Genomic DNA, 20,034 nt, shown 5'->3' with positions numbered 1-20,034 from the left:
GGCCGGTGCCGAGGGCGTCGGGCTGTTCCGTACCGAGTTCCTCTTCCTGGACGACAGCAAGCAGGCGCCGTCCGAGGAGTCTCAGGTCGGGGCCTACCGTCAGGTGCTGGAGGCCTTCCCCGAGAGCCGTGTGGTCGTCCGTGTGCTGGATGCCGGTGCGGACAAGCCGCTCGACTTCCTCACCCCGGCCGAGGAGCCGAACCCGGCACTCGGCGTACGGGGACTGCGTTCGCTGCTGGACCACCCCGAGGTGCTGCGCACCCAGCTGACCTCGCTGGCGAAGGCCGCCGAGGGCCTGCCGGTGTACCTGGAGGTCATGGCGCCCATGGTCGCGGACCGTACGGATGCCAGGGCGTTCGCGGATGCGTGTCGTGAGGCCGGCCTGGAGGCGAAGTTCGGTGCGATGGTGGAGATTCCGTCCGCCGCGCTGCGGGCGCGATCGATCCTCCAGGAGGTCGAGTTCCTTTCGCTGGGCACCAATGACCTGGCGCAGTACACCTTCGCGGCGGACCGGCAGGTCGGTGCGGTGTCGCGGCTCCAGGACCCGTGGCAGCCTGCGCTGCTCGACCTGGTGGCGGCCTCCGCCGAGGCGGCCAAGGCCGAGGGGAAGAGCTGCGGCGTGTGCGGCGAGGCCGCTGCCGATCCTCTGCTCGCCTGTGTGCTGACCGGTCTGGGCGTCACCTCCCTGTCGATGGGCGCCAAGGCCATCCCGTACGTGCGGGCGACGCTGGCGAAGTACACGCTTGCGCAGTGCGAGCGGGCGGCTGCCGCGGCGCGTGCCGTGGACACGGCCGACGAGGCTCGTCTGGCAGCGCAGGCGGTGCTGTCCGGGGAATGACCCGACAGCGCTGAGCGTACTTGCCGGTCCTGGGGGCCGCCGGATCCTTCGGCGGCCCCCAGGACCTTTTCAGTGGCCTGTCACGTCGGTGATCGGGAAGCCCGCGCAGTAGTCGACGCCTGGTTCCGGGGCGACCGGTTCCCCGGTCTCGGCGTCGGTGCAGTAGGCGTTGAAGACTTCGGCCGCGGTCAGGACGGCGAGGCCGCCGTGGTCGAGTCGCCAGCCGTACACCCGGTCGGGTTCGTCCTGCCGGCTCGTGCGCAGCACCACCCCCACAGGGCTTCCGAGGGCGATGCCCGCGGCGAGGACCGTCACGAACTCCGCCCCCTCGTCGTCCTGGAGCTCGGGGACACCGTCGTCGCTCGCTTCGGCGTGCAGTACGGCGAGCAGTTGTTCCTCGTCGGCCGGGACGCTGCACACGAGGTGGTGGATCCCGGTGCCCGCTCCCCTCAGCAGTCCCAGCAGCAGGCGCGAGGACCGTTCGAAGGCTTCGCGACCGATGTCCTCGCCGCATTCGGCGCAGTTGCCGAGGTCGGTGAGGAGGAGGGTCGCGCAGTCCCAGGTGGCTTGTCGGACCGCCTCGTTGATGAGTACGGGCACCAGGGCGTCGACGGGCTGGCCCGTGTACGGGACGCAGACGCCGCGGGCTGCGGCGTGCGCGGTGAAGCGGGCCCGGGTCTCCGGTCTGTCGGGGTCCAGGCCCGCCGCCGCACAGAACTCTCCGAATTCTTCCGGGTCGAAGAGCGTGACGCTCGTGTGCAGGCCCTGGGCCGCCAGGGTCTTGAGCAGGTCGTCGATCTGCTGGAGGTAGGTGGGGTGGTCGTCGAAGGCGAAGTTGCGGTAGCCGGTCATGGCCGCGAAGTCCTGCTCGTCGGCCAACAGGCCCACTGTGCTGGGGACTTCGCGGCGCAGAGTGCGACGCCTCGCCTTCGTGTTCCGGCGGTTCGAGGTGCTGCTGATCCGGTTTTGGTGGTGGTGCGCCTGCTCCATGGCTCCCCCTGAGCGCTGTCGATCATTGCTCACTCACAGTAACCGGGAGCACTGACAACGCAGGTGGGTCGACTGGTTCAGCGTCGGGTGCGGGCCAGTTCCGCGTAGAAGTGGAGGAGGTCGATGTTGTCGACCGAGCCCGGGTTGACCGCCTTTGCCAGGGGGGTCCCCTGAAGGAGGCGCTTTACCGGAACTTCGATGCGCTTGCCGGTCAACGTGTGCGGGACGGCGGGGATCTCGATGACCTCGTCGGGGACGTGACGGGGGGACAGTGCGGTCCTGATCGTGTTCTTGATGCGGGTGCGCAGCGTGTCGTCGAGCACGGCGCCGTCGGCGAGGTGGACGAAGAGCGGCATCCAGTAGCCGCCGTTCGGCTCTTCGAGGCCGATGACGAGGGATTCGCGGATCTCGGGGAGCCGTTCGACCGCCTCGTAGATGTCGGCGGAGCCCATGCGGACGCCCTGGCGGTTGAGGGTGGAGTCCGAGCGGCCGTGGATGATCACGGAGTTGCGTGCGGTGATCGTGATCCAGTCCCCGTGCCGCCACACGTCGGGGTAGGTGTCGAAGTAGCTGTCGTGGTAGCGGGCGCCGTCGGGGTCGTTCCAGAAGCGGGTCGGCATGGACGGCATGGGGTTGGTGACGACGAGTTCGCCGACTTCTCCGGTGAGGGGTGCGCCTTGGGGGTCCCATGCCTGGAGGTCGGTGCCGAGGCAGGGTGCCTGGAGTTCGCCGATGTGGACCGGCAGGGTGGGGACGGCTCCTGCGAAGCAGCTGCACACGTCGGTGCCGCCGCTGACGGACGCGATCCAGAGGTCGTGGCCGGCTTCGGCGAATTCGTCGTGCAGCCAGCGGAAGCCGTCGGGCGGGAGCGGAGAACCGGTGGTCGCGACGCACTTGACGCGGGAGAGGTCGTGACCGGCCGCGGGGTGGACTCCTGCCTTGCGGCAGGCCATGACGTAGGCGGCGGAAGTGCCGAAGAGGGTGGTGCCGGTACGCTCCGCGACGGCCCACTGGGCGCCCGTGTCGGGGAAGCCCGGACTGCCGTCGTACAGCACGACCGTGGTTCCTGTCAGAAGACCGGAGACGAGGAAGTTCCACATCATCCAGCCGGTGGAGGTGTACCAGAAGAAGCGGTCCTCGGGGCCGAGGTCGCAGTGCAGCCCGAGCTGCTTGAAGTGTTCGAGCAGGATGCCGCCCTGGGACTGGACGATTGCTTTGGGGAGGCCGGTGGTTCCCGATGAGTAGAGAACCCACAGGGGGTGGTCGAAGGGAACTTGCTCGAAGACCGGCTCGTTGTCACTCTCAGTGAGGGATGACCATTCGAGGGTGCCGGAGGGGGCGGGCGTGTCGAGCAGCGGGATGTGGATCACCGCGCGCAGGGTGGGGAGTTCGCGGCGGAGTTCGGCGACGGTGTCGGTGCGGTCGTGGGTCTTGCCGCCGTAGCGGTAGCCGTCGACGGCGAAGAGGACGACGGGTTCGACCTGCTGGAAGCGGTCGAGGACGCTGCGGGCGCCGAAGTCAGGGGCGCAGGAGGTCCATACGGCGCCGACGGCCGCGGTGGCGAGGAGGGCGGTGACGGCTTGGGGGATGTTGGGGAGATAGCCGCTGACGCGGTCGCCGGGCCGCACGCCGAGGGCGCGCAGCTCGGCGGCCAGGGAACCGACCTGACGGCGGAGCTCGGCCCAGGTGACGGAGTCGGGGCGCTGGTTCTCGTCGACGTGCAGCAGGGCGGGCTCGGCGGCTCGGGAGGGGTCCTCCGCGGCGCGCAGGGCATGTTCGGCGTAGTTGAGGGTGGCCCCCGGGAACCATTGCGCACCGGGCATCGTGCGATCGCCGAGTACCGACTCGTACGGGGTGGAGAAGCGGACGTCGAACCAGTCGGCGACGGCCTTCCAGAACGTGTCGAGCTCGGTGACCGACCAGCGGTGGAGGGCTTCGTATCCTCCGTCGGCGGGGGCACCGTAGTGCTCTGAGGCCCAGGACTGGAAGCGGGTGACCGCCGCCTCGGCGATGCGGTCGGGTCCCGGCTGCCACAGGGGCGGCTCGGGCTGGGACGCGGAGTTCGTCGCTGCGGTCGAGGTCATGGGGGCTCCCGGGTTCTGCGGCTCTACGGGTTCTGTGGTGCGGTTACGTCGTTCGGCTGTTCTGCGGGGGTGGCTGCTGGACGGGCTGGTGCGGGTCGTTCCGGTTCTTGTCGCTCCGGCTGCGCCGGGGGTGGGCGGCCGGTCCGATCGGGTCGGTGTCCGGCCGAGCCGTCGCGGCGCGCCGTGCCGCGAGCAGGGCTGAGGGGGACGATGCCACGTGATCGACTTCCGCACCAGGGTGACCGACTACCGGACGGATACAGCGGCCGGTGTGCGGGGGCCGGGCCTCCGCTGTCCGTTCGAGGGGGCGGGCGGGCGCGCTGCCGGGAAGTGGCCGGTGCCGACGCCTGCCGTTCACCGCGCGGGCGCCGATCGTCGGGTGCCGTATAGCGCACGGCCGATCGTCGGGGCCGCCTCCCGCACTGCCGCGGCCGCCGGCGCTCGGACTGTGTGGTGCGTGGCTGGACGTGCGGGCGCGGACGCCGAGCGGCGGAGGGCCGGGTGGGCAGGGAGCTCGCCCTGTTGTCGTCGGCGTTGCTCCGGGGCGTCGGCGTACGACGGGCGTCGTGTCTGACCGCTGAGGCCCGGGAGCCGCGGTCGTGGCGTTGCCTCTGGCCGGGGCCGATGCCTGACGACGGGAGGAGGGCGACGACTCTCGGTGCTCGTGGGCCGCCGGGGCTTGTGAGGGAGCGACGTGCCCGAGTGCCGCCTGGCGAGCCGGGGCGTGCTCGCGAACGCAGGGCGATGGGAGGGACGGGCTTGGATACGGATCAGAGGAGCGACAGGTGCGTCCGCGGTGGGTACGCGTCGGCGGGGCGCGGGGCGGCAGGTACGTCGGCGGGCGCTGCCGGGTGTCCGCGACGGCCCTCGGGGAGCCGACCACCGGAGCGTGCACTTGGCGCACGTACGGGGGCGACGAACCGCACGGAACGTGCGCGTGGACCTGGGGCTCGTGTGGCGGGTCGGGGCGGGTCAGGCGTACGAGCCGTTGAACCAGGCACGTGCGGCTCGGGTGTGGAGAGGGAAAGCCAGTTCGGCCGGTGTGTGGAGAAGATGCCAGCCGGTCGTTTCGGCGGTGGGCACCGCGAGAGGCAGGGAGCTTGCGGCAACGGTGGGGAGCAGGCCGAAGAGGAGGAGGTGGTCGGTCGGGGAGCTGAGTGCGTCGGCCAGCCGGACGTCCCGGGCCGCGGCGACGATCCCGGTCTCCTCGCGGAGTTCGCGGACCGTGGCCTCCCGCCAGTCCTCTCCGTGGTCGATGAAGCCGCCCGGCAGTGCGACTCCGCCGCGTCGCGGCTCGATGGCACGGGTGATGACGAGCAGCCCGACGCCGTCGCCCGACCGTACGGGCAGCAGCGCGACGGCCACGGGCAGCGGATTGCGATAGGTGCTCTCGTGGCAGACGGCGCAGGTGCGGGGCCAACCTCCGGCGTCGGCGTACGGCGTGCCGCAGTGGGGACAGTGGGTGTACGTCACGGCGCTGACTGTAAGCGGAAGTTCGATGGGCCGGGAGGGTCCGAGGCGCAGCCGGCGGGTGGCAGAAAGCCCGTCGCGGCGCCGGTGGGCGGGGGCCCGGTGTGGGGTCACGCGGACGGGGCCCGGTGTGCGAGCACTTGAACAGTGGCTGTGCGTGCGCACACGTAAAGGGGCCCGGTGTGGGGTCACGCGGACGGGGCCCGGTGTGCGAGCACTTGAACAGTGGCTGTGCGTGCGCACACGTAAAGGGGCCCGGTGTGGGGTCACGCGGACGGGGCCCGGTGTGCGAGCACTTGAACAGTGGCTGTGCGTGCGCACACGTAAAGGGGCCCGGTGTGGGGTCACGCGGACGGGGCCCGGTGTGCGAGCACTTGAACAGTGGCTGTGCGTGCGCACACGTAAAGGGGCCTGGTATGGGGTCGCGCGGGCGGAGGCCCGGCGTGCGAGCACCCGGACGGCGGCCGTGCGTGGGGACACGCGGAGAGGGCCCGTCGTGGGGGTCACGCGGACGGGCCCGGTGAGGGAGCACCTGGACAGCGGCCGTGCATGGGGACACGTGGAGGGGGCTCGATGCGGGGGACACGTGGAGGGAGGCCCGACGTGGGAACACGTGGACGGAGGCGCGGAGGTGGACGCCCGACGTCGGTCCTGGAGGGAGGCCGGGCGTGGGGCGGGTCGGACGGCGGGGCCCGGAGTCGGCACGGTGGAACACGGACCGAGTCTCGGGGCGGGCAACCGAACGGGCTGCCAGGACCACCCCCGTCGGCCCCGGCAGCCCGTTCTCTCCTACCGGACGCCGAATCTCCGCGTACGGTTCTCCGTATCCCGTTGTTCGTGGTGGTTTTTGCGGTCGGCTCCGTGTTCCGTTCGCCGGTGAGCGCCTACCGTGCCCTCATGGAGCAGACGTTTGATTCGTACGAGGAGTTCTGGCCCTACTACGTCGCGATGCACTCCCGCGCCGCCACCCGCTGGCTGCACCTGACCGGTACCCTCACCGGTCTCGCCGTCAGCCTCTACGGACTGGCCCGTGGCCGCCGGCGGTACGCGGCGGCGCTGCCGCTCATCGGCTACGGGACGGCGTGGCCCGCCCACTTCCTGATCGAGAAGAACAATCCGGCCACCTTCGGCCACCCCGGCTGGTCGCTGCGCGCAGACGTCCAGATGATCCGGACGATGCTGGCGGGACGCGACCGTGAGCTCGCGGAGACCGCCGAGAAGTGGCTCGCGGAGAACCGCTGAGGGGCTCGGCGCCCCGCCTCGGGGCGCCGCTGCGGTACCCCTGTCACCGTTGCCGTCCAACTCCTTGACGCCCGATCCCGGCCGGTGAACACTTCCCGGTGTCGGTCCGCGGTGCCATGTCAACTGGCTTGTGCAGTAGGGCTGTTGAGTGCGCCTCGCCCTGCTCGGTCAAGGCCCGGGGCCCGCCCCGGCGAGGCCCTGGGAGCCGCCCCCTCATGAGCACTTGGAGCAACTGGGAAGTCTTCCGCGGTGAGTTGCTCGGCACCGCGATCCTCGTCCTGTTCGGGGTGGGCGTGTGCGCTGCCGTCGCTCCGAGGTTCTCCAAGGCGAAAGCGGCCGGGTGGGTCGTCATCGCCTTCGGCTGGGGCTTCGGGGTGCTGGCCGGGGCGTACACCGCGGGGGCGCTCTCCGGCGGACACCTCGGTCCGGCGGCCACCCTCGGCATCGCGGTCGACACCGGTGTGTGGAGCCGGGTCTGGGTGTACGTGCTCGGGCAGCCGGCGGGGGCGGTGGTCGGTGGCGTGCTCGCCTGGCTCGTCTACTACGCCCGGTTCGACGCCAGCCGTGAGGCGGAGACCGCCGTTCCGACTCTGGGCGTCTTCGCGACGATCCCCGAGCTCAAGAATCCGGTCGGCAATTTCCTCACCGAGGTGATCGCCACCTTCGCCCTGGTTCTGCCCGTCCTGGCGTTCGGGCTGACGAAGGGCCTGGGGACATCCGGCACCCAGCCTCTGCTCGTGGCGTTCCTGGTGGTCGGCATCGGTCTGTCCCTGGGCTGGCCCACCGGCTGCGCCATCAACCCCGCCCGCGACCTCGGTCCGCGCCTGGTGGCACGCCGTACTGCCGATCCCGCACAAGGGGATGTGGCGACTGGAGCTATGCAGGGGTTCCGGTGGTCGGCCCGCTCGGCGGCGGCGCCCTCGGTGGCCTCGTCTGCACCATGGCTTTCTCGTCCCGGCCCTTTCGGGCCCCGCATGCGGGGCCGTTCCGCCAGCAGCTCTCACAGTGAGGGGATCTCATGAGCGACCACAGCGAGACGTTCGTCGCGGCGATCGACCAGGGCACCACGTCCAGCCGCTGCATCATCTTCGACCACGGCGGTGCGATCGTGGCCGTCGACCAGCGGGAACACCGGCAGATCTTCCCGAAGCCGGGCTGGGTGGAGCACGACGCCACGGAAATCTGGTCGAAGGTCCAGGCGGTCGTCGCGGGGGCGCTCGCCAAGGCGGGCATGCGCGCCGACCGGCTGAGCGCGCTCGGCATCACCAACCAGCGCGAGACGACCGTTCTGTGGGACCGGGCAACGGGCAAGCCGGTGCACAACGCGATCGTCTGGCAGGACACCCGCACCGCCGCCCTGTGCACGGAACTCGGCGGGACCGACGGGCAGGACCGTTTCCGCGACCGAACGGGGCTGCCGCTGGCGAGCTACTTCTCCGGGCCCAAGGCGGCCTGGCTGCTCGACAACGTCCCCGGGTTGCGCACGCGGGCCGAACGCGGCGAGATCGCCTTCGGCACGATCGACTCCTGGCTGATCTGGAACCTCACCGGCGGCACCCAGGGCGGCGTGCACGTGACGGACGTGACCAACGCCGGGCGGACCATGCTGATGAATCTGGAGACGCTGGAGTGGGATCCGTCGATCCTTTCCGCGATGCGGGTGCCGGAGGCCGTGCTGCCGGAGATCAGGTCCTCGGCGGAGGTGTACGGGACCGCTGTCGGACAGCTCGCCGGGGTGCCGGTGGCATCCGCGCTGGGCGATCAGCAGGCGGCCGTGTTCGGGCAGGCGTGCTACGAGACGGGTACGGCCAAGAACACGTACGGGACGGGCAGTTTCCTGCTGCTGAACACCGGGACCCGGCCGGTCCCGTCCAAGAACGGCCTGATCACCACGGTGGGCTACAAGATCGGCGGCGAGGCCCCGGTCTACTGCCTGGAGGGGTCGATCGCGATCACGGGCGCGCTGGTGCAATGGTTCCGCGACCAGCTGGGGATCATCCGCAGCGCGGACGAGATCGAACCGCTCGCGGCGAGCGTCGAGGACAACGGCGGCGCGTACATCGTGCCGGCCTTCTCGGGCCTGTACGCGCCCTACTGGCGTGCGGACGCACGCGGCGTCGTCACCGGGCTGACCCGGTACGTCACCAAGGCGCATCTGGCCCGAGCGGTGCTGGAGGCGACGAGCTGGCAGACGCGTGAGGTCGTCGACGCCATGTACCAGGATTCCGGCGTGCGGATCAGCACCCTCAAGGTCGACGGCGGGATGACCGGCAACGATCTCCTGATGCAGCATCAGGCGGATGTGCTGGACGTGCCGGTGATCCGGCCGAGGGTCGCCGAGACGACGTGCCTGGGCGCGGCGTACGCGGCCGGGCTGGCGACCGGCGTGTGGTCGGACCTGGACGAGCTGAAGGCGCACTGGCAGCGGGACGCGGAGTGGACGCCGCGGATGGGTGCACCGGAGCGCGAGCGTGAGTACCGGAACTGGCGCAAGGCCGTGGAACGCAGCTTCGGCTGGCAGGGGGACGGGGAGGGGTAACGGCACTACGATCGTCGGGCGTCGCGTTGCCGGGTGCGCCCGCGTCGTCGGCTCACGCCGACGGCAGGCCGTACCGCACGCGTCGCACGGGAGGGGCAACGGCCGCGGCCCGCACCCCAGTCGGCGGGGGTGCGGGCCGCTTCGCCGGGGCGGAGGCCGTCACGTGGTGGCGGCGGTGGCGGCCCTGCGGCGGCTCTCGGAGAGCGCCAGCGCGTGTTCCACCACCCCGATCAGTACCTCCTTCACCGATTCCCGGCCCCGCGCGTCGCACAGCAGGACCGGCACGTCCGGGTCGAGGTCGAGGGCGGCGGCGATCGTCTCCACGGGGTGCCGGGGAGCGTCGTCGAAGCAGTTGACGGCGACCGTGAAAGGGATGTTGCGGCGTTCGAAGTAGTCGACGGCGGCGAAGCAGTCCTCAAGGCGCCGGGTGTCGGCGAGGACGACCGCGCCGAGCGCGCCCTGTGCCAGCTCGTCCCAGAGGAACCAGAAGCGGTCCTGGCCCGGGGTGCCGAAGAGATACAGCACCAGGTCCTCTCTGAGGGTGATGCGGCCGAAGTCCATGGCGACGGTGGTGGTCGTCTTGGCCTCGACCCCGTGGGTGTCGTCGACCGGGCGGCCCGCCTCGCTGAGGGTCTCCTCGGTGCGCAGCGGTCTGATCTCGCTGACCGCGCCGACCAGGGTCGTCTTGCCCACCCCGAATCCGCCGGCGACCAGAATCTTCAGCGTCACCGGCTCCACGGGCCGCTTCTTGCGGCTGGAACGCCCGAAGACCATCGTTTGGTTTCTCCCGATCTCGCTGCGCGGAGGGTTGTCTTCCGCTCGGTACTGGGCGGTGCTGGGGTGTGATGCTCGTGGGGCGGCGGGGTGCGGGCGGGCGCCGGTGCGGACGGGGATCAGAGGGCTCTGAGGCCGTCGATCACTTCGCGCAGCAGGCTCTCGTCCGGCAGCTCGGCCGGCTCCACCGGGCGTGTGACGTGGACGAGTTGTTCCTCGACCAGGTCCCCGACCAGAACCCGGACGACGCCGACGGGAAGGTCGAGGGTGGCGGCCAGTTCGGCGATCGACTGCGGGTTCTCGTGGCAGAGCTCGACGATCTCGACGTGCTCGGGGGCGAGCGTCTGGTCGCGGTCCGGTTCGTCCGCCGCGGGTTCCGGGATGACGATGGCGATCAGGTCGAGCCGGTGGCGGGTCGCGCTGCTCGTACGGCCTCTGGTCATCGCGTACGGGCGTACGACGGGGCCCGCGTCGTCGTCGAACCAGTGCGGGGGCGGCTGCGGCCGGGCGGCGGCCGCGTGCGGTGCGGCGGGCGCGCGGGGACCGTCGTCCTGCCGCGGCGCGGCGGCCGTCCTCGGCCAGGTGTCCCGCGGCGTCCACGGGGCGGGCTGCGGTTCGCCGCCCGCGGCCCGGCCGGCGTCCGTGCCCGCGGCCTCCGTACCTGCGTCGGTCATGCCGTCCCCGCTCACCCTCCGGCGGGCAGGCCGGTCCGCGGCGCCGTCCTGAGGTGGGCGCCGACGCGCTTGACCATGAGCGTCATCTCGTACGCCACCTGGCCCACGTCGGAGTCGGCGTCGGACAGCACGGCGAGGCAGCTGCCGTCGCCCGCGGCGGTGACGAAGAGGAACGCCTCGTCGAGTTCGACGACGGTCTGGCGGACCTTGCCGGCCTCGAAGTGGCGTCCGACGCCCTTGGCGAGGCTGTGGAAGCCGGAGGCGACGGCGGCGAGGTGCTCACCGTCCTCCCGGGTGAGGCTCCGGGAGGCCCCGGTGGGGAGCCCGTCGCTGGAGAGCACCAGCGCCTTGCGGATGCTGCCGACCCGCTCGACCAACTCGTCGAGCAGCCAGTTGAGTTCGCCGGACCCTCGGCCCGAGGCGTGGTGTGCTGCGGCGTTCGGTGCGGTCATCGACCGTCTCCCTCTGCTGTCGTTCCTGGTGCTGTCTCGGCCGTCGTGGCGTCGTATCCCGGTCGTGGCCCGGTGGCGTCGGCAGCGGTTTCGTCGGTGGTGGCGGTGCTGGGGGCCCGGACGGCGGAGTCGGCGGGCCCGGGGTTGCCGTCCTCGTTCTCGCGGCGTCCGCGTTGCCAGCCGCGCTGCAGGGACGCCATCCGGCTGCGTACCTCCTCGGCGTCCCGGTCCGGCTCCGCCACGGGGTCCGGGCGCACGGTCTCGGCGGTACGGGCCGCCTCGGTCTCCTGCTTCAGCTGTGGCGCGAGGCTCGCCTGGCGCACGCGGCGCGGAAGGCCGCCGAGCGCGGGGCTCCCGCCCCCGGCCGCGTCGCCGGATCCGTGGCCGGAGCCGGTCGGTGTCTCCTGCGGCTCGTCCTGGTCACGGGGCGTCTCGAACCGGCGGGACCGCTGGGGCTCCTGGGCCTGCCGTGGCTGCGGGCCGATGCGGCGGCCGTGCTCGGCGACCAGGGCGGGTTTGCGCCGGGGCAGTGGTACGGGGCCGCCGGGGCGGGCCGCGTCGGTATCGTCCCGGGCGAGGTCGGCGGCCTGCTGGTGCTGTACGCGGGCGGCGTCGGAGACGCGGCCCCTGCCGCTGCTCGCACGGCCGGCGCCCGCGCCGTCGTTCGGGCCGCGCCGCAGGTCGCCCGGACCGCGCAGGGCGTCCCGGCCACGGGGTTTGTCCACCCGGCGGGGCTTGTCCACCCCACGCGCCCGGAAGATGCCGCCGCGCTCGCTCTCGGTCTCCTCCAGGTCGCCGACGACGCCCCCCGAGGCGGTCCCCAGGGCGGGCGCGGGCTCCAGACCGAGGGTGCCCAGCGGCGGTTCGAGCTCGACGGGACCGTCCAGTACCGACCGCCCCGGCCCGCCCGGGGTCGTACGGCCCAGGGCGGTGAGATTGTGCCTGCGCCCGCCGGGTCCGGTGGCGGCGGGTTCGTCCACGAGCCCTCGGCCCCGGGCGCCCTCGTGTTCCACGCGGAAGCCGCTGCCGTCGGTGTCCGGGGCCTCGGTGAGGAGGGCCGCAGGGATGAAGACGACAGCCGTGGTGCCGCCGTAGGGGGACTGCTGGAGGGAGACCCGTACGTTCTGCCGCTGGGCGAGCCGGCTCACCACGAAGAGGCCGAGGCGGTCGGTGTCGGAGAGTTCGAACTCGGGGGTCTCCGCGAGCCGGAGGTTGGCGTCGAGGAGGACGTCGGGGGCCATGCCGAGGCCGCGGTCGTGGATCTCCAGGGTGAAGCCGTTGGCGACGCGCTCGCCGAGCACCTGCACCGCGGTGTGCGGGGGCGAGAACACCGTGGCGTTCTCCAGGAGTTCGGCGATCAGGTGCGTGAGGTCGGCGACCGCGGGTCCGCCGACGCCGATGCGCGGCAGCCGGCGCACCTCGATGCGCTCGTAGTCCTCGACCTCGGCGACGGCCGCCCGCACGACGTCCATCAGTTGGACGGGCTTGCGCCACTGCCGGGACGGGGCGGCCCCGGAAAGGATCACGAGGCCTTCGGCGTGCCGCCGCATGCGGGTGGTGAGGTGGTCGAGCCGGAACAGGGCGGCGAGTTCTTCGGTGTCCTCGGTACGGCGCTCCATGGCGTCCAGGAGCGTCAGCTGGCGGTGCAGCAGCACCTGGTTGCGGCGGGCCAGGTTGACGAAGACCTCGGAGACGCCGCGCCGCATGTCGGCCTGGCGTACGGCGGATTCGACGGCGGCCCGCTGGAGGGTGTTGAGGGCCTGGCCCACCTGACCCATCTCGTCCTTGGGGTACTCCAGGCGCGGGGCCTCGGTCTCCACGTCGACGTTCTCGCCCGCGGCGAGACGGCGCATGACGCCGGGGAGGCGTACGCCGGAGGCCTCGTGCGCCTCCTTGCGGAGCCGGTTCAGGTCGCGGACGAGTTCCCGCCCGATGCGTACGGAGACGACGACGGACACGATCAGGGCGAGGAAGCCGAGGACGCCGGCCGCACCGGCTTCGAGGAGAACGCCGAAGGCGACGGGTTCGACGCGGGCCTGGTAGTTGTCGCCTGCCTCGGCGCCCTGCGTGGCGAGCCGGTCGAGGGCCGGCGGGGCGATTTCCTGCCAGGCTTCGGCGCTGACGGCGGTGGGGCGGCGCGTGGGTCCCTGGTTGAGGATCTTGTCCTCGGCGGCGCGCAGGGCGGCGGCTTCGGGGCCGCTCAGGAGCTGCTCGTAGCGCTGCCGGTCGGCGGCCGGGAGCTGTTCCAGGCTGGTGTCGTAGAGGACCTTGCGGCTCGCGATCAGACCCGTGAGGGAGCGGAGTTCCTCGCGGGTGAACTGGCGGGCGACCAGCGCGGAGGCGACCAACGCGTCCTCACGCGCGAGGAGTTCGCGGGCCCGGGTGACGCCGACGAGGGCGCGGCCCTGCTTGTCCATCTCGACGTCGCGCAGCACGTGCAGGTTCGCCAGGAAGGTGTGGCAGGGGTCGACGAGCCGGCTGTAGTGGGCGAGCGCGTCGCTGCGGGTGACCGTGTTCTGGTCGACGGAACGGCGCAGCGCGGAGAGGCCGTCGAACTCCTTGAGGAGCAGGGTGAGGCGTTGGTTGGCCGCCGGGTTCAGCTCGTCCGTGACGTCGGGGTCCTGGGAGTGCCTGCGGATCTTGGCCACTGCCGCGTCGGTGGCGCCCCGGTGTGCGCGCAGCTCGGGGAACGCTTCGGAACTTCGCTGGTCGGCGAGGTACACGAGGGTCTGGCGGCGCTCTTTCTGGACGACCTGCACGGCGTCCTCGACCGGCGAGCCGATCTTCTCGACGACGTGGGCGATGTCCAGGAGTTCGCTTGCCTCGCGGCCGGTCAGTACGGTCGCGAAGCCCCACAGTGCGGTGAGGGAGACGAGCGGCACCAGCAGCAACGCCACGATCTTCCGGCGGATGGACTTCCCGCGAAAGCGCATGGCCTCCCCCAGCTCACCTCCGTCCGGCGGAGGTGATGTTCCGTCTCGTTGAGCCGTCGACGCAATTCGTCGACAAGCGGCGTGAGCCTACTACTGCCCCAGCGGCAACTCGAAGACACGTCCGGTCTGTTTTCGGCCGACGGGCCGGGAGCCGATCATGACTTGTCCCGGAATCAAGGGAGTTGGCAACCGTACCCGCGGTACGGGAATACCGTCCGGAGGCGGGTCACGGCTCCTGAGGGGATGGCTGGAACTGTTCGCTCCTCCTGTGTGGCACGGGAATCTTTCGGATCCGTCGTTCGTCCTTTTGTACGGGGAGATCCGGGGGACACGTCGAGTGGACGAACGGCGTGATGGTGCCTGCGTAAGGCGGCACAGGACGGGCAGGCACAGCTGAGGGCCCGTCGCGACGGGCCTCGGTTGAGCGGTGGGCAGTGGGGAGTGGGGACATGACGACGGAGGAGCTTCCGGCGGGCGCGGCGCCGCAGAGGCAGCTGTGGGTGGAGGAACCGGCCGTGCGCCGGCGGCTGCCGGATCCGGTGCGCACCTCCGCGGTACGGGCGGTGCTCATACTGGCGCTGACGCTGATTCAGGCGGTGGTGGCCTACTTCTGCACCCTGGCCGGTTCCTGGCTGGCCTTCCCGATGGTGCTCAGCAGCGTGGCGAGCACGGTCGCGGCGACCTGGGGCGTACTGGACGTGTGGATCACCCGCCAGGTGTGGAACCAGCGCAACGGCGTGGTGTCCGTACCGAGCAGCACCGCACGGCAGTTGCGGCGCGAACGCCGCCAGGCGCGGCGCACCGCGCACAAGGACGCGCGAATACGGGGACGGCGGCAGAGCCGGCCGGGGCCCGGCCGGCTCTCGCAGGCCTGAGACCTCTGTGTGCGCGGGGCGTGTGCTTGCCGTACCGCTTCCGTGCGGGGGAGACCGCCACTGCGGTCTCCCCCCCACGAAACCGCTGTCGAGGAAGTACGGGAGCTCCTACCCGCGCGCCGACGCCTGTCCGGTGCCCCCGGGCGAGCCGGTACGGACCGACGCGGCCTCCGGTACCACGGGCGAACCCTGCGTCATGTCCGTCGTCGGCGATCCGCCCGTCACGTCCGCCGCCGGGGATGCCGTGTTCTCGTCCGCCGAGGACCCCGCCGCCTCGTCCGCCGTCCGCCGGAACATCCGGGTCGCGGTGATCTCGCCGTGGATGGTCTCACCCTCGGTGCTCTGCTGCGGCAGTCCGGGCCGCAGGTGCTCCTCGACGCTGATGTACTTCAGGCCCGCCCTCAGGTCCGCGTCGTTGCGCAGCCGGATGACGAGCGGGAACTCGGCGAGCGCGGTCGTGTCGAACAGTCCGGTCGTGTAGAGGAGCTGGACGCCGAGCGCGTCGGAGACCGCGCGCTGGAGTTCCAGCAGGTACGTCGCGTTGGCGCGGCCGATCGGGTTGTCCAGGAAGAGCGTGCCCGCGTGCCGGTGCTTGTCGCGGCCCCGGTCGTTGCTGCGCAGCGCGGCCATCGTGCAGTACAGGGCGATCGCCGCGGTGAGCAGCTGGCCGCCGGAGAAGACGTCGCCCATCTGCCCGACCGGCACCCGTTCGGCACGCAGCACCGCGTCCGGCTTGAGGATCTCCACCGCGATGCCCCTGGGTTCCAGTGCCGCCTGCACCCCGTGCAGCAGCAGGGACATCCCGTCGCGGCGCATGTCGGTGTTCTTCTTCACGGCTGCCCGGGTGGCCTCGTCGACGACCTCGCCGAGCCGTTCGACGAGGGTGGCCTGGTCGGGCTCCTCGAAGCGGATGCGCAGGAACTCCTGCCCCGACCACTCCCCCAGCCCCTCCGGCAGCCGGGACAGTCGTTGCGCGGAACGCAGCGTGGCCAGCGCGGACTCCACGAGCCCACGCAGCCGGTCGACGATGCTGTCGCGGTTGCGCTCAAGCTGCGCCAACTCGTCGGTGAGGACGCGCAGCCGGGGCGCGAAGGCCGCCGCCCAGGCCGCCGCGTGTTCGGGAAGCGAAGCGGCCGGCAGCTCTCGGATCTGCTGCCGGGCGGGGGTGCGCACCTGTTCGTACCGGGTGGCGTTGGCGTGCCGTACGAGGACGTCGCTCGCCTCGCGCACCGCCGCTTCCGCCGACGACAGGTCGCCCGCGCAGCCGCGCAGTGAACGGCGGGCCTCCGCAGCCGAGTTGCGGGCCTCCTCCAGGGTGCCGGGGTAGGGCTCGGGGGTTTGCTGGTCCTCGTCCTGGTGGTCGCGCAGCAGGTCCCGCAGCAGCGCGGCCGTCTCGTCGAAGCCTCCGGCAGCGTCCTCGGCGGCGCGGTGCGCGTGCAGCAGTTCGGCGTGCGCGGCGCGGGCCGACTCCAACGCCGCCGTGCGGGAGGCGAGTTCGGCGGTGGCGGTGCGCAGCAGGGTCTGGGCGTGCTCGGCGTCGGCGGGCACCAGTTCCTCGGCCAGTCCGGTGTGCGCCTGCCCTTCCTCGGGCGCCAAACGCTCCGCCTCGCCGCGCAGCCGGCCCAGTTGCTCGCTCGCGGCCGAGGCCCTGGTTTCCAGGGTCTGGACGAGCGACTCGGCGCGGGCGGCGGCTGCCTGTCGGGACGGCCCGTCGGCACCGTCGTTGCTCTCCAGGAGCTGGCCCGCCCGGTTGCGGACCTTGTTGCTGAGGCGGTTCAGCTCGGTGAGGGCCGCGCTCTCGTCGCTCTCGGCGCGGGCCTGCTCGGCACGCAGGTCCGCGCCGACGCCGACCTTCTCGTAGAGCTGGGAGGCGGCCCGGTAGGCCTCGCGCAGGGCGGGCAGCGCTTGGCGCGGCGCGCCTTCGGGCAGGTCGGGCACCGTCTCGGGCGCGCCCGCGATCTCGGCCCGCTCGGCACGCAGGGTGCGCGAGGTGCGGTGGGCGTCGTCGGCGGTGCGCTGGGCGGTGCGGCGGTCCTCGTCCGCGGCCTTGGCGCGCTCCAGGAGGGTGGCGGCGCGGGCCTCCGACTCGGCTGCCTCGTCGGCGAGTTCGCGGAGCCGGGCCTGCCAGCCGGCGCGTTCGCGCAGCCGGTGGGCGAGTCCGGCGAGGACGTCGGCGGCCCGACGGGCGCGCTGGGCGCCTTCCTGCCGTTCGTCGCGCACCCGGGCGGCTTCGGCCGCGGCCTCGTCGGCTTCGGCGCGTACCGTACGGGCCTCCGCGTGGACGGCTTCGGCTGCTTCGGCCGCCTCGCGTGCGGTCGCGGCGGCCTCGGCCAGTTCGGCGAGCCTGCCGGGCGGGCAGTCCGCGCGCCAGGAGCCGAGCCGGGCGGCGAGGGTGCGGTCCCCGGCCAGCCGCGCGGACAGGGCGCGGATCTCCTCGTCGCGGGCGGTCGCGCGGGCGCGCAGTGCCTGCCGTTCCTCGTCGGCGGCGTGCTCGTCGTGCATGGCGGGGTTCGGCGGTACGAGGAAGACGGCGCCCCAGTCGGTGCCGTCGCCGCGGCCCGGCGTGGGAACGGGGGCGAGAAGCGCGGAGGCCGTGCCGACCGCGACGGCGGAGCGCGGCAGCAGGGCGGCACCCGCCAGGACGTCGCGTGCGCGTGCGTGCGAGTCGGGGTCGGTGATGACGACGCCGTCGACGAGTTCGGGCCGGGCGGCGAGGACGGCGGCGTGGTCGGCGGGGTCGACGGCCTGGGCGAGGTAGCGCCAGCCGGGCAGGGCCGGAATGCCGTGCTCGCCCAGGTACTCCACGGTGGCCAGGACGTCGGGGCTGGGTGGCAGGAGGCCGCCGTCGCCGAGGGCGCCGAGGATGCGGGAGTCGTCGGCGGCAGCGGTGCGCAGGTCGAAGAGCTGGCGCTCGGCGGAGGCGACGCCCTGCTCCAGGAGGGCGAGGAGGTCCTCGGCGTTGCGGTCCAGCTCCTCGACGGTGAGCGGGCCGTCGGTGCCGGGGCGGGGGCGACGGTGGGCGGGGGCGACGGTGGCGGTGCCCGTACGGCGGTGGCCGTCGGAGGCGGCGGAGGTGCCGCCGTGGCGCGGGGGGCCGACGGTGCCGGGGGTGCGGGCCTGCTGCGGGTCCTGCGGGGTCTGCGCGCCGCCGGTGTGCGGGGCGTCGCCGCTGCCCGTACCGGCCGTGCCGTGCCCGTCGGCGGTGGCGGTGCGCCGTCCAAAACCCTCGCCGTGTTCCGTGCCGTCGAAGTCGCTTCCGTACTCCGTCGGTCCCTCGCCGCTGCGGGGCTGCGGGAGGCCGGACGTGGCGGCCGTCGGCAGGCTCAGCAGCTCCGCGAGGCGTTCCTCGGCGGCGATCGAGGCCGCTGCGCGGTGTTCCGCCTCGTGGGCGGCGGTGGCGGCCCGTGCCGCGTCTGCCGCGCGGGCGGCGCCCAGTTCGGCGCGCGCGTCGGCCGCGGCCGCTTCACGGGCCCTGTCCGCCGTCGTACGGGCGGCTTCGCGGGCGGTGTCCCACGCGGCGACGGCGGTCTTCTCGGCGTCGGAGGCCGCCAGCGCGGCGCGTGCCGGGTCGGCGTCGGGGGCGGTGTCGTCGAGCCAGCCCGCGCGTACCGCTTCGGCTGTCTCGGCTTCGACCTCCGCCAGGCGCTGGCGGAGGTGACCGATCTCGCTGCGGGCGCGCTGCGCCTCGGTGGCGGCGGCGGTGGCGTCGCGGTGGGCGGCCTCGCCCGTCTCCTGGAGGGCGGCGGAGCGCTCCTCCTGTTCGGCCGCGACGCGCTCGCCGTCCTCGGCGGCGCTGTGCAGGGCCCTGACGAGGTCGGCGGCGGCCGTGGCGCGGGCGGCGAGCGCGGGGGCCGCGTCGCGTTCCGCCTCCCGGATGGCGACGGCCACGCGCGCGGAGCGGTCGGCGGCGGCGCGGTGGCGCAGCACGACCTCGGCGGCCTGCCACGCCGAGTGCAGGGTGCGGGCGTCGGCCAGTTCGCGGCGCTGGGCGGTGGCGCTCTTCTCGGCGGCGGCGAGGGCCAGGGAGGCGTGCCGGTAGGCCAGTTCGGCGGAGATCAGGGCGCTGTGGCCGCGGGCCGTCTCGGCTTCGGTGACGGTGTGCGCGGCGGTGGCGACCTGGTGGGCGAGTTCCGCGGTGCGGCAGCGTTCCTGGGCGGCGCGGGCGGAGAGCCGCCGGGAGAGGGTGCGGGTGCGTCGCTCGGCGCCGGTGTGGACGTCGCGGGCACGGGCACGGGCGTCGGCGGCGTCGACGATCCGGCCGAGGAGGTCGACGGATCCGGCGGTGAACTCGCGTTCGGCCATCAGTTCGGCGCGGCGGCCCAGTTTGTTGCCGAAGCCGTGCACCAGGTCCGCGAGGCCGTCGGTGTCCCGGGTGTCGGTGACGGCGCGCAGCAGCAGGTCGGTGAAGTCGGAGTCCTTCTTGACCGCGAAGAGGCCCGCGGCCTCGCCCTCGTCGGCGTTCATCTCGCGCTGGTAGCGGAAGAGTTCCGGGTCGAGGCCCAGCTCGGTGAGGTGCTCGTTCCAGCGGTCGTGGATCTCTTCCCAGTGGATGTCGAGGTGGGGGTAGGACTTGCCCGCCTCGGTGAGCGCGTCGCGGAAGCCCTTCATGGTGCGGCGGCGGCCCTGTGCGCCCGAGGCGCCCTCGACGGGGCGTCGTACGGCGGTGGACTCGGCGACCGGCAGGGAGTCCAGGCTCAGCCCGGGGCCCGGACGGAAGGAGTACCAGGCCTCGGCGAACTTGCGGGGGTCGGGGGAGACCTGCCGGCCGCGCCATTCGCTGACCTTGCCGACGACGACGCACTCGCCGGTGAGGGTGTGCTGCCACTCCAGGGCGACGTGCCCGCAGTCGTCGGCGAGCAGGAACTTGCGGAGCACTCCGGAGCTGGCGCCGCCCAGGGTGTTGCGGTGGCCGGGCAGCATGACCGAGAAGATCAGCTTGAGGAGGACGGACTTGCCGCCGCCGTTCTCCAGGAAGAGCACGCCGGCGGGCGCCGGGCGGCGCGGCGGTCCGACCGGCTCGTCCTCGAAGAACTCCGCCTGGGCGGGCGCCGGCCGGGGCACCGGTGCGCCGACCCCGCGCAGGTCGAGGACGGTGTCGGCGTAACGCGCTCCGGCGGGCCCGATGGAGTAGAGGCGGACCCGGGACAACTCGTACATGGCGGC

Annotated in this window: 12 protein-coding genes and 1 pseudogene (1 of these 13 running past the window's edge); 5 read left to right on the top strand and 8 right to left on the bottom strand. The window is 72.8% G+C overall.

Annotation, left to right across the window (positions count from 1 at the left end):
• Positions 1 to 838 carry the 3' portion of a phosphoenolpyruvate--protein phosphotransferase gene (ptsP, locus tag ACQPZG_RS28970; RefSeq protein WP_433548631.1) on the top strand. It extends 833 nt beyond the left edge of the window, so 838 of the gene's 1,671 nt are visible here — the last part of the coding sequence; the start codon falls outside the window, past its left edge; it ends in the stop codon at positions 836 to 838.
• A gap of 69 nt (positions 839 to 907) precedes the next feature.
• Here ptsP and ACQPZG_RS28965 read toward each other — a convergent pair whose 3' ends face one another.
• The 3 genes from ACQPZG_RS28965 to ACQPZG_RS28955 all read right to left on the bottom strand — a co-directional run bounded on the left by ACQPZG_RS28965 (position 908) and on the right by ACQPZG_RS28955 (position 5,385).
• Positions 908 to 1,828 (bottom strand): hypothetical protein, encoded by a 921-nt coding sequence (locus ACQPZG_RS28965; protein ID WP_433548630.1) that lies wholly within the window; start codon positions 1,826 to 1,828, stop codon positions 908 to 910.
• Positions 1,829 to 1,905: 77 nt separating this feature from the next.
• Positions 1,906 to 3,912, bottom strand: a complete 2,007-nt coding sequence (locus tag ACQPZG_RS28960; protein WP_433548629.1) for an acetoacetate--CoA ligase — start codon at positions 3,910 to 3,912, stop codon at positions 1,906 to 1,908.
• A 972-nt stretch (positions 3,913 to 4,884) separates the two neighbouring features.
• Positions 4,885 to 5,385, bottom strand: coding sequence for an NUDIX domain-containing protein (locus ACQPZG_RS28955; protein ID WP_433548628.1), 501 nt, complete (start codon positions 5,383 to 5,385; stop codon positions 4,885 to 4,887).
• Positions 5,386 to 6,279: 894 nt separating this feature from the next.
• Here ACQPZG_RS28955 and ACQPZG_RS28950 point away from each other — a divergent pair.
• The 3 genes and pseudogenes from ACQPZG_RS28950 to glpK all read left to right on the top strand — a co-directional run bounded on the left by ACQPZG_RS28950 (position 6,280) and on the right by glpK (position 9,163).
• Positions 6,280 to 6,624 (top strand): Mpo1-like protein, encoded by a 345-nt coding sequence (locus tag ACQPZG_RS28950; protein WP_433548627.1) that lies wholly within the window; start codon positions 6,280 to 6,282, stop codon positions 6,622 to 6,624.
• A gap of 215 nt (positions 6,625 to 6,839) precedes the next feature.
• Positions 6,840 to 7,633: pseudogene (locus ACQPZG_RS28945) on the top strand (MIP/aquaporin family protein).
• Between the two features lie 9 nt (positions 7,634 to 7,642).
• A complete protein-coding gene (gene glpK / locus ACQPZG_RS28940) occupies positions 7,643 to 9,163 on the top strand; it encodes a glycerol kinase GlpK (protein ID WP_433548626.1) in 1,521 nt (506 codons plus the stop codon).
• Between the two features lie 159 nt (positions 9,164 to 9,322).
• Here the strand turns inward: glpK and ACQPZG_RS28935 are convergent, their stop codons facing one another.
• The 4 genes from ACQPZG_RS28935 to ACQPZG_RS28920 form a co-directional block, all read right to left on the bottom strand.
• Positions 9,323 to 9,937, bottom strand: a complete 615-nt coding sequence (locus ACQPZG_RS28935; protein WP_433548625.1) for a GTP-binding protein — start codon at positions 9,935 to 9,937, stop codon at positions 9,323 to 9,325.
• 119 nt (positions 9,938 to 10,056) lie between these two features.
• Entirely contained in the window at positions 10,057 to 10,611 is a 555-nt protein-coding gene (locus tag ACQPZG_RS28930) for a DUF742 domain-containing protein (RefSeq protein WP_433548624.1), read from the bottom strand.
• A gap of 11 nt (positions 10,612 to 10,622) precedes the next feature.
• Entirely contained in the window at positions 10,623 to 11,063 is a 441-nt protein-coding gene (locus ACQPZG_RS28925; protein WP_433548623.1) for a roadblock/LC7 domain-containing protein, read from the bottom strand.
• A complete protein-coding gene (locus tag ACQPZG_RS28920) occupies positions 11,060 to 13,996 on the bottom strand; it encodes a sensor histidine kinase (protein WP_433548622.1) in 2,937 nt (978 codons plus the stop codon). The genes ACQPZG_RS28925 and ACQPZG_RS28920 overlap by 4 nt, the downstream gene beginning before the upstream one ends.
• A gap of 449 nt (positions 13,997 to 14,445) precedes the next feature.
• On the opposite strand from ACQPZG_RS28920, the gene ACQPZG_RS28915 reads away from it, so the two are divergent.
• The gene (locus ACQPZG_RS28915) at positions 14,446 to 14,871 is read left to right on the top strand and encodes a hypothetical protein (RefSeq protein WP_433548621.1); all 426 of its coding nucleotides are present in this window, start codon (positions 14,446 to 14,448) and stop codon (positions 14,869 to 14,871) included.
• 108 nt (positions 14,872 to 14,979) lie between these two features.
• Here the strand turns inward: ACQPZG_RS28915 and ACQPZG_RS28910 are convergent, their stop codons facing one another.
• Positions 14,980 to 20,028 carry a hypothetical protein gene (locus ACQPZG_RS28910; RefSeq protein WP_433548620.1) on the bottom strand — a complete coding sequence of 1,683 codons (5,049 nt, stop codon included), beginning with the start codon at positions 20,026 to 20,028 and terminating at the stop codon, positions 14,980 to 14,982.
• Positions 20,029 to 20,034 lie beyond the last annotated feature (6 nt).

This window comes from Streptomyces sp. CA-294286 (assembly GCF_050947155.1).
Lineage (GTDB): Bacteria > Actinomycetota > Actinomycetes > Streptomycetales > Streptomycetaceae > Streptomyces.
Note: the sequence above shows the minus strand (reverse complement) of the source record. Positions and strands in the feature narration are given on the sequence as shown.